9 protein-coding genes are annotated in these 10028 nt (G+C 47.5%); 5 read left to right on the top strand and 4 right to left on the bottom strand.

What is annotated here, in order from left to right:
- Positions 1–1089: iron uptake porin (locus RMO35_RS15435; RefSeq protein WP_309742212.1), on the bottom strand; the 1089-nt coding region annotated here is incomplete at its 3' end.
- Positions 1090–1705: 616 nt separating this feature from the next.
- Here RMO35_RS15435 and RMO35_RS15430 point away from each other — a divergent pair.
- The 4 genes from RMO35_RS15430 to RMO35_RS15415 all read left to right on the top strand — a co-directional run bounded on the left by RMO35_RS15430 (position 1706) and on the right by RMO35_RS15415 (position 5680).
- On the top strand, positions 1706–2767 hold the full coding sequence (locus RMO35_RS15430) for a hypothetical protein (RefSeq protein ID WP_309742211.1): 1062 nt from the start codon (positions 1706–1708) through the stop codon (positions 2765–2767).
- Between the two features lie 147 nt (positions 2768–2914).
- On the top strand, positions 2915–4084 hold the full coding sequence (purT, locus tag RMO35_RS15425; RefSeq protein ID WP_309742210.1) for a formate-dependent phosphoribosylglycinamide formyltransferase: 1170 nt from the start codon (positions 2915–2917) through the stop codon (positions 4082–4084).
- Positions 4085–4166: 82 nt separating this feature from the next.
- Entirely contained in the window at positions 4167–4958 is a 792-nt protein-coding gene (locus RMO35_RS15420; RefSeq protein ID WP_309742209.1) for a YdcF family protein, read from the top strand.
- Positions 4959–5113: 155 nt separating this feature from the next.
- Positions 5114–5680, top strand: a complete 567-nt coding sequence (locus tag RMO35_RS15415; protein WP_309742208.1) for a cytochrome b — start codon at positions 5114–5116, stop codon at positions 5678–5680.
- A 68-nt stretch (positions 5681–5748) separates the two neighbouring features.
- Here RMO35_RS15415 and RMO35_RS15410 read toward each other — a convergent pair whose 3' ends face one another.
- The 3 genes from RMO35_RS15410 to RMO35_RS15400 form a co-directional block, all read right to left on the bottom strand.
- Positions 5749–6330: a Uma2 family endonuclease gene (locus RMO35_RS15410; RefSeq protein ID WP_309742207.1), complete on the bottom strand. Its 582-nt coding sequence runs from the start codon at positions 6328–6330 to the stop codon at positions 5749–5751.
- A gap of 167 nt (positions 6331–6497) precedes the next feature.
- A complete protein-coding gene (rnhA, locus tag RMO35_RS15405) occupies positions 6498–7361 on the bottom strand; it encodes a ribonuclease HI (protein WP_309742206.1) in 864 nt (287 codons plus the stop codon).
- A 6-nt stretch (positions 7362–7367) separates the two neighbouring features.
- The gene (locus RMO35_RS15400; RefSeq protein WP_309742205.1) at positions 7368–8486 is read right to left on the bottom strand and encodes a hypothetical protein; all 1119 of its coding nucleotides are present in this window, start codon (positions 8484–8486) and stop codon (positions 7368–7370) included.
- A 127-nt stretch (positions 8487–8613) separates the two neighbouring features.
- On the opposite strand from RMO35_RS15400, the gene RMO35_RS15395 reads away from it, so the two are divergent.
- On the top strand, positions 8614–10028 hold a 1415-nt coding region (locus RMO35_RS15395), incomplete at its 3' end, for a DNA polymerase III subunit gamma/tau (RefSeq protein ID WP_309742204.1).

Genomic DNA, 10028 nt, shown 5'->3' with positions numbered 1-10028 from the left:
CACTGAAAGGTTTAATCCATCAGCAAACTTGTGATCGATCGTTAGAGATGCACCATCACCGCTGAGGCGATAGACAGGGTTGAAGCGACCGAAGCGAGAAATCGACCCGCTGCCCGAACTCGCCAGGATGGGGTTGAAGGTGGGCATGTTCTCGTTGAATTCACTACCGATAGTCTCTAAGATGACTTTGGTTTGAGAACTCACGGGATAGGTATATTGCAATAGCGAAACGTTAGTGGCGTTTTCTTCATTACCGTCATAACCCAGTCGCGTCATGTTAGTCCCCGTCACCGCCCCACTGAAGTTGGGGGTATTGCGGGACTGTAGTCTGGTTCTCAGGCGGTCTTTACCAGTAAAGCTAGTATCAAAATTGAGACGGACGCGATTGCTCAAGATCGTATTGCTCGAACCAGGAACGATACCGCGACCAGTATTGAAGCCACTGATACCGATAATTGCTTCACCATTTAACTTGGTGGTAGTAGAGAAGCTTTGGGCTTGGAGTTTGGTAACTTTTTCTTCTGCTACCTGGAGGCGACTATCTACACCTTGTAGCTCAGCACTAAAAGATTGAATTAGTCCTTTAAGTCTGTCGAGATCTTGCTGGGTAACTGCTGCCTCTGCGGCTTCTACTGGCTCTGGCTCTGGTGGCGCAACGGGAGCGGGAGCAGGTTCTGGAGGCGGTGCGACAACTTCAGGTGCTGCTTCGATCGTCGGCGCTGGGGCTACTCGTCTTTTTTTGATGGCTCTGCGCGGCTTTCTTCTAGCTACCAATTGCTCGATCGATTGGACGCAACCATTGAGGCTAGTTGCAAATTCTTCGCGCGATAAAACTTGATTGCCAGTTGGCGTGTTGCCACAGCTATATTTAGCACTCAAAGTTTGGAGCGTTTGATAAGCCCAGTCACCAGGTCTAATTTCAGCGGCTTGGGTCGCTTGCTCGATTTGCTCGGCAGTAGCTTCGGCGCTAGCTGCGGATGCCGGATTCGTACCTGGAGTACTAGCTTCTGCCGGATACAGACCTGCTGTCCAGACAGCGATCGCAATTAAGATCGGGGATAATAGATTTTTAGATAAGAGATTCTTCATGTTGGCAATAATTTCGCATTACTATACTCGCTGACACACGACTGTATCAAGCCACACCATGCGTTCTAAAATTTTTATTTTTGCATGATGTTGTACAGTTTATGTCCAAGACTTGTCGAACACATATTAATTCTGATACATTTTCGCGATCCAAATGATGCTGCGATCGATCTCGATCCAATCTGAAGTATATGTAGTTGTAACGATTGAGAGCTAAGGACATCAAACTAGAGCAGTGGCTGGTGTATTCGTGACAGCAATTTTGGGTACTCTAATAGTTAGAGTAGTGCAATCTGATGAGGCGCTCGCGCCTGCTGGGATCGAGTCAGTTTAGATCTATGGGCGCGCCACATTTAGCTACAGAGGTTAGTGCCGAGCAGAACGCGATTGGCATCGCATTAGCTTTAGTAAATCGGGATTGCCTCTGGTAGGTACCGCGCCAAGAAGTAATCGAATTGGAAGCTGCTATGGTGGGATATTTCTGGCTGTTTAGAAAGTTTAAGGCCGAAAGTCAAACAGTCCAGTTGTAAATGTATTATCTCGAACCAAGCCGTTATTTTGATCTGATATATATTGCAGGTAAGTATTATTCAACTAAACCAAATTACTAAAACAAATGACAAACGAGCCTAACTTTTCAGACACTTCAACCTTCATAGGTGATTCTCAAGATCTCCAATTTCAGCCAGCCCAGGAGCGCGATTGCTTTTTAGAAGAGCGCGAAAATACGAGCGGACAGCTAGACGATCGAACTATTATCTGGAGGTTTGCTCAAGGTAAAAAACGACTAGTTGTCAATCAGAATTTACGGATCGATTATGCTCATAATTCACTGCAATTATCAACACCGGGCGGCGAGCTGATTGCCATTCATAAAGTTGCCAAAAAATTACATTACATTCTCGTTAAAAAAGATAGTAAATACTCGCAGACGATTCAAGAGATTATTTCTGAATGTCAATTTATTCCGATCGATGCTGTGACTGCCGAACGCGGATTTATGCGCTATCAGAAGTATGATATTCCCGAGCACTATACCCTGCACTATGAGCTGGCAGATCGCTTGTGGCAAATGTGGCAAGACAGCCAACAGCCAGCAGCAGCGGTGCTAGGATTGGACATTTTGATTTTGGCTCGATCGAAATGGTACCGGATTCAGCAAATGATCTGTACCGACGAACGATTGGATCTCCAGACGCGGTTGGGCTTGATTTCGCTCTCGTTGCGAGATCGGATTGCGTGGATTGCCAAAGTTGGCGATGTTGGGGTTGTCGGCGATGCAGATCTAGGCGCTCAAAATGGGGCTAATGGTGGCACTGATAGCGATATTTTGGGTAAGATTATCTCTAAGCTAGCGATCGAGACGATGCCCGATGGCGATGTTAATTCTGCGCCAAGTTCCGATTTGCCCAGCTCGGTTTTCAGCCAGTCTGATGATACTTCCTTACTTTATGACGGACAGCGGAGTGGCAACCTGATGGATAATGAGATGTCGCCATCTCAACAGCTCCTCGCTAGTACGATGAGCGTGCTCGAAAATTATCTCGAACATGGTGAAACGATCGTCAGAACTGAGACGATCGTCGATCCTCAAGGTAATATTATTAGTGAAAAAACTATCAGCACTCATCGCGGTTGCCCGAGATGGGCGATTGAAGCGATCGTCAATTGGAGCTAGGGAGGTAATTAATAATTAATAATTATTAATTAATTTTTATTGCCAATGTCCCATGGTTAAGTCCCAAGCTTACGGCTTGGTTGCAAAGTATGGAGATTAAGGGCGCGATTGTTGTTAAACTGTTAAAGATCTTATGTTTACAGTTGGATGATGATTAAACTGCCTAAAAAGTTGATGTTGTTGGGAGCGGGTGAATTGGGTAAAGAATTTACGATCGCCGCACAAAGACTCGGCAATCATGTCATCGCAGTCGATCGCTATCCACACGCTCCAGCTATGCAGGTTGCTGATGAGTGTGAAGTTATCTCGATGTTGAGTGGTGAAGATCTCGAACGCGTTGTCTCCAAACATCAACCCGACTACATCATCCCCGAAATTGAAGCAATTAGAACCGAAAAATTAGCTGAGTTCGAGCAACGCGGGATGACGGTGATTCCCACCGCTAAGGCGACTCACTACACGATGAATCGCGACCGGATTCGCGAACTCGCTCATCAGGAATTGGGGGTGCGGACGGCTAAATATGCCTACGCTACGACTCTGGATGAAATGCGATCGATCTCCACCGAAATTGGCTTTCCAAATGTCGTCAAACCAGTAATGTCTTCTTCGGGTAAAGGACAATCGGTAGTTAATAATGCGGCAGAAATCGAAGCGGCTTGGCATTATGCGATCGATGGTTCCCGAGGCGACAGTCAGAAGGTAATCGTTGAAGAATTTATCAATTTTGAGATCGAAATTACCCTATTAACTATCAAACAATGGAATGCCCCGACGATTTTTTGTCCACCGATCGGGCATCGTCAAGAACGTGGCGATTATCAAGAATCTTGGCAGCCAGCGGAAATTAGTCCCGCCCAAATTGCCGCCGCCCAAGCGATCGCAACAACCGTAACCGATGCGCTCGGTGGAGCCGGAATTTTTGGCGTAGAATTTTTTATTACCGCCGATGAAGTCATATTTTCGGAACTATCGCCACGCCCCCACGATACGGGGATGGTCACGTTAATTTCTCAGAATCTAAATGAATTTGAATTGCACTTGCGCGCGGTATTAGGATTACCAATTCCCAATATTATTCAATATGCACCAGCCGCCAGCGCCGTAATTTTAGCGGACAAAACATCCGATCGAATCTACTTTTCAGGTATAGAATCAGCTCTGAGTGTGCCAGATGTCGATATCAAATTGTTTGGTAAACCCGACTCGCGTCCCTATCGCCGCATGGGTGTCGCACTAGCCAAAGCCGAAACTACTGAGTTAGCAAGAGCCAAGGCGACACATGCTGCTAGTCAAATTCTTATTGTTGAGGGGTAGGGGATAGGGGATAGGGAATAGAGAATAGCATTGCCCACCATCTAAGTTTTAGACAATATCCATTCGATCGATATCAATTCAAATGTTTTTATTTATCTCAAAACTTTTACCTTTATTTTTCTATCCACTCGGGGCAACTTGTTTCTGCTTACTCGTCGCGATCGGATTGTGGTGGATAAATTCTAAGTGGACACCTGCGGCAATGGTGGCAGCATTAACAATCTTATTGCTTAGTAGTAATGCTTGGACGAGCAATTGGTTGGCGCAATCTCTAGAGTGGCGAAATATCCCCAAAACAGAACTACCGACAGCAGATGCGATCGTCATTCTCGGCGGTGCTACCAGATCGCAAGCCTATCCGCGCCCAGATGTCGATTTTGCCGATGCAGGCGACCGCGTTTGGTATGGTGCGACTCTATATCGCGCTGGTAAAGCACCGAAAATCATCGTCAGCGGGGGGAGGATCGCCTGGAAAGGGGGCGGAACTCCCGAAGCGGAGGATTTAACCAAACTCCTAGTTACGATGGGCGTGCCCAAGCCAGACATCATTCCAGAATCCAACTCATTTAACACCCGCGATAATGCTGTTAACGTGCAACAGATTCTAAAAGAACGAAATTTTAAACGAATTTTATTGGTAACATCGGCGCTCCACATGCCCAGATCGATGGCAATCTTCAAAAGAATCGGTATCGATGCGATCGCGGCTCCTACAGATTATCGAGTCTCACAGCTAGAAATAGACGAACCAAATAGTCGCGCTGAAGCAACGATTTTGAGCTTTCTACCTAGTGAAGATTGTTTATCCCTCACCACTCAAGCAATCCGCGAATATATCGGCATTGTTGTCTACACATTGCGTGGCTGGATTTGATTAATTAATAATTAATAATTAATAATTAATAGTTAATAATTATGGCACCCACTGATTTGTCTCTGAACTGTTAATCGCCGATCGATCCATTGCCGTCGATCGATTTGTTAGACTTGAGCAAGCTCAATTACTTCAATTACATCGAGGTCGATGCGATGACCGATATACCAGTTGTAAGACCGCGCATTAACTCTGCTTTTAAACTCTTGATGTCGGTGCATTGGTGGATGGCGGGGATTTATATACCACTATTTATCGTCGGGACGATTATGTCCCAACTCGAACGCGGCGCACCCTTTCGGAACGAACTATACGACTTTCATAAGTCTTTGGGCGTATTGTCGATGGCATTACTCACTTGGCGAATTTTTTTACTATTGAAGGTAAGTTGGAAGAAATATACACGGCGATTGCCGAAATTCACACCAGCTTGGATAAAAAATGTCAGTTTGCACCTATTACTCTACTTGTTCATGTGGGCGGTACCGATCGCCGGATTTCTGCTATCCAATTCATTTCGCCCCGATAATGTCAAGTTCTTTGGCTTGTTGCTGCCAGATCTATTTCCACAAAATAAAGCAATGGTAGACGTGGGACGCAGCTTGCATTTTTGGTTATCTTATACCTTTCTAGCATTTATCCTCCTTCACGCGATCGCGCAGTGGAAAGTAGTCCGTGCTAATTGGCGACGGTTGCAGAACTTTTTAGAGGTTAATCGCTAATCACCAAGTGCAGTCGCTGCTCAAGATCTAACGGTATCAAAAAGCGATCGGAGCAGCTCAAAACCTAATCATTCGATTTGAACATTATCCTCAAATTGTACCTGGCGATAAAGATCGGCGATCGGGATTTCCACACCAATTGATTCGAGTAACAGACGATCTTCTCGATCGTATTCTGATAATACCCATTGATTGTTGCGATCGCGTCTAAATACTTCTACCTTCGGGCGATCTACCTGAACCAGCACATATTCCTGTAACGATGTAAATTGACGGTATCTAGCGAACTTTGCACCCCTATCGATTGCTTCTGTCGAAGGTGACAATACTTCAATAATTAGACAAGGGAACTGGACGAGTTGAGCCTCATCGTCGCGCTCGTCGCATGTCACCACTACATCGGGATAGAAATACTTTTGCCCTGGCTCTACTTGAACCTTGACATCAGCGATGTACACATCACAATCACGATTTAGTAGAGCATCATCTAGGAGCCTAAAGAAGTTTCCCGAAATACGATTGTGGTTGCGAGTGCCGCCGCTCATGGCGACTACTTCACCATCCCAGTACTCATACCGTTCCTCTTGGGTAAGCTCCCATTCTAGATATTCCGCTGCTGACATGAACGAGCGATCGGGTAAAGCAACCATGATTTATGATGGGTGTACAGCTAAATACTTGAATCATATCTAATTTTAATACAATCGAAGTTCTACTCGTTCGCAAAGCGTACCGTAGGTAATCGACACTAAAAAAATGTACCGACTCGATCGAGTTAGCACATTCTCATAATTGCTAGTAAAATAACGACTATTAATTATTCGCCGTCCACTCGTTCCAATTGCCAAAGAATTTGGTTGCCTTCACGACGGACTCTAGAAACCATCCAATTGCGCCATGCCCACCGATCTCCGCGACTGGTGACAGCACTAGCATTGATATCCATCAGATCTGCCAGCTCAGAACTAGCAATTAGATAACCGCTTTTGGCGATTTCATCAGTAATTCGCAACGTATCGATCAGATGGTGGAGATGAGCGACGCGGACTTCGCGGGGGATATGTTCGGTACTATCGAGATGAATAGTCTGTTCTTCTAACATGGGGACAATCTGCAAATCAGAGGGAGAATGAATAGGTGTCACAGGATCTGAAGGGGTCTGTGCGACAGCAGACGGTGCTGCTATTTCCATTGTAGATCGTTGCCGCAAGTGTGGTGGCTGACCGCTCGAAAAGCCTCTGGCGATCGTATCACAGCGTTCGTTACCTGCATTACCAGAGTGACCGCGAACGTGCTGCCAAGACACGGGCACTTTGGTTTGAGCTTGAACTTGATTGTTAATCAGATCGAGTTTTTCCCACAAGTCTTGATTGAGAACATCTTTCCCCGCAGCAGTCTTCCAGCCCTTTTTCTTCCAACCTTTCACCCATTGGGTGATGCCTTTAATTAGATACTCACTATCGGTGTAGAGTACGCATTGTCCGGTTTGCTTGGTGCTGGCAAAAAATTGGAGTGCGGAAATTGCCGCTTGCATTTCCATGCGATTATTAGTCGTCGCGCCATCGCGACCGCCTAATTCATGGCAGCTCCCATCATCAAAATAAGCCACAGTGCCCCAGCCGCCGGGGCCGGGATTGCCAGAACAAGCACCGTCTGTATATAAGTTGGTAATTCTGCTCATCGATCGCTAGACTCCACGACGGTCTGGTAGATTAGCGATCTTCGGGAGTGTTTCTTCATTGCTGTCTAGCAAATTATTACTCCACGGATCTTCGGATTTGTAGTCCACTAATGTTGGTTGCGGTGGCGGCGGTGGTGCTGGTAGTTCTCTAGCTGGAATACTCGATCGCGTGTGGGCTTCGGGTGCTGGTGAGGGCGCAGGAGCTGGTGGTGCTGGAATTTCTGGTGGTGCAGGCGTGGTGGGCACTTCTGGTGGTGGTGCTGGAATTTCTGGTGGTGCCGTTGGTACTGGAGTGGGTACTTCTGGTGCGGGAGTGGGTGCTGCTGGCGTTGGCGGGTTTATTTCCCCAGCCGGAGTGAGATCGCCACTAATTTGTTGGACTTGTTGCTGCATTTGCCCGACAACGGTATTAATGATGATTTGGGGATCGGTCGTTTCGATCCCAAATTGTTCGGCTAACTCGGCAACTAAGCCTGGATCGTTGTGGAGCATGGCTGAAAATTCTTCGAGGGTGATCTCCTGCGTCCCACTGGGCTGTTCGCTGTCTGGCTGATGTGCTAGCGATCCTGGTTGTGACGGGGGGCTGGGATCGTCACTGGCAAGAAGTTCTAGTGGTACTTCATCAAAATTCCAATCTGGGCTGTCGATCGAGCTACCATATTGAAGCTCGAATGGCATCTGCCCGTCCTCATCTGATTCTAGATCGCTAAACTCCATAATGGGGAGCAAATTGGGATATGCTTCGGCTTGACGATCGAGTAGTCGCGCCCCATACTCGCCCGCGAGATCGCCAATTTCCCCACAGTCGAGCTGACCTAATTGCACCATTCGCCCTGCGAGTTCATAATTAGCCACAGGTGCGTCAAGCAAATTCCGACCGAATTTGTCCAGCCATTCGAGCCACTCAGATTTGCGGACGCGTTGCCTAATTTTGTTAAAAAAGCCGATCGCGCGTGGTTGTTGCCAGCCATGAGCCACTCCTTCGAGCAACTGCATGAATAGGTACTCCCGATCGGTATCATCTAAAGGTGGTAATTCGGTCGCAGGAATGCGGCTTGTCGCTTTACCCCCGCCAAATAACTTGCGGAACCACCTCACAAATGACTGCCAGATTTTCTTAAACATTTACAGCTTCCTTAGATGCACAATTTAGGTACATTCGATCTAGAGTATCTTAGAGAGTAGGGCTAGGTAAACAATCTCGAATGAGGTTGTTTCGGTCAGCTCGACCTCATCTTTATTTATCCCGCAGATGGCACACATACCTCTACATCATAAATATAGACCGCAAACCTTCGCCGATCTAGTCGGGCAAGAGGCGATCGCCACTACCTTAACCAATGCACTACGTCTCGAAAAGATTGCACCAGCATACCTATTTACGGGGCCACGAGGGACTGGCAAAACTTCTAGTGCCAGAATCTTAGCCAAGTCTCTTAATTGTATGGCGAGTCAGGTACCTACAGCACAACCTTGTGGTAAATGTGCGGTGTGTAGCTCGATTTCGGTGGGTGCGGCGCTAGATATTATCGAAATCGATGCCGCTAGTAATACGGGTGTCGATAATATCCGCGAACTGATCGAGCGCGCTCAATATGCCCCCGTGCAGTGTCGGTATAAAGTTTATATTATCGATGAGTGTCACATGCTCACGACAGCGGCATTCAATTCGCTATTAAAGACTCTAGAGGAGCCACCCGCGCATGTAGTATTTGTACTGGCAACAACCGATCCGCAACGCGTCTTGCCGACGATTATTTCGCGGTGTCAGCGATTTGACTATCGGCGGATTCCTGTCGATGCGATGGTGAAGCACCTGACCTATATTGCGGGGATCGAAAGCATCGAAATTGCGCCTGCATCGGTAACTCTCATCGCCCAAATCGCTCAAGGTGGGTTGCGCGATGCCGAGAGCTTGCTCGACAGGTTGAGTTTACTCGATGGCGAGATTACGCCCGATCGAGTCTATGATGCGATCGGCTCGGTACCAGAACGCGACTTACTCGGTATTTTACAATCGATCGCCACATCCGATCCGGAAAGTCTGCTCGATCGCACCCGCACGATCCTCGAACGCGGCAAAGAACCCCTCACCGTCCTCCAAAATCTCGCTGGCTGCTATCGGGATCTGACGATCGCCAAAACCGCCCCCAAACGTCCCGATCTCGTACCACTAACGGGTGAAACTTGGACGGAACTGTGTAAAATCGCCCAAAGTTGGGAATTAAATTGGATTCTCGCCGGACAAAAGCACCTCAAAGATAGTGAAATCCAACTCAAACATACAACACAGCCCCAACTGTGGCTGGAAATAGCGATCTTGGGACTGTTAAATATTAGTAGGCAACCGTCGCCAGCAGTTACTCCCAGTGCCACAGCTCCAGCACCGCAGCCTGTTTCACCACCATCGAGCGCCCCACCCAGTCACCCCACTACTCCGACACCGCCACCAGCAGCAACGTCAGCACCACCACCTGCGGCTACCACCGCCCCGATCGCCGCAAATGCCATCGACATCACAACTACCTGGGAACAGGTCTTACAGCAGCTTCTACCTGCCAGTAGAGACTTATTTAAACCCTTTGGCAAGCTGGTATCTGTCTCTGCCGAGCAAGCCGTAGTAGCGATGAAATCTAGTACCATGCAAACGATCGCGGCTAGCAAAGT

Source organism: Chamaesiphon sp. OTE_20_metabat_361 (genome assembly GCF_031364565.1).
This window is presented reverse-complemented; position numbering and strand designations above follow the sequence as displayed.

What these genes read in the sequence shown, in the direction of transcription:
- purT (WP_309742210.1), top strand. Translation starts at nt 2,915, where the DNA reads ATGATGATTAAACTGCCTAAAAAGTTGATGTTGTTGGGAGCGGGTGAA.
- RMO35_RS15400 (WP_309742205.1), bottom strand. Translation starts at nt 8,486, where the DNA reads ATGTTTAAGAAAATCTGGCAGTCATTTGTGAGGTGGTTCCGCAAGTTA.
- RMO35_RS15415 (WP_309742208.1), top strand. Translation starts at nt 5,114, where the DNA reads ATGACCGATATACCAGTTGTAAGACCGCGCATTAACTCTGCTTTTAAA.
- RMO35_RS15430 (WP_309742211.1), top strand. Translation starts at nt 1,706, where the DNA reads ATGACAAACGAGCCTAACTTTTCAGACACTTCAACCTTCATAGGTGAT.
- RMO35_RS15410 (WP_309742207.1), bottom strand. Translation starts at nt 6,330, where the DNA reads ATGGTTGCTTTACCCGATCGCTCGTTCATGTCAGCAGCGGAATATCTA.
- rnhA (WP_309742206.1), bottom strand. Translation starts at nt 7,361, where the DNA reads ATGAGCAGAATTACCAACTTATATACAGACGGTGCTTGTTCTGGCAAT.
- RMO35_RS15420 (WP_309742209.1), top strand. Translation starts at nt 4,167, where the DNA reads ATGTTTTTATTTATCTCAAAACTTTTACCTTTATTTTTCTATCCACTC.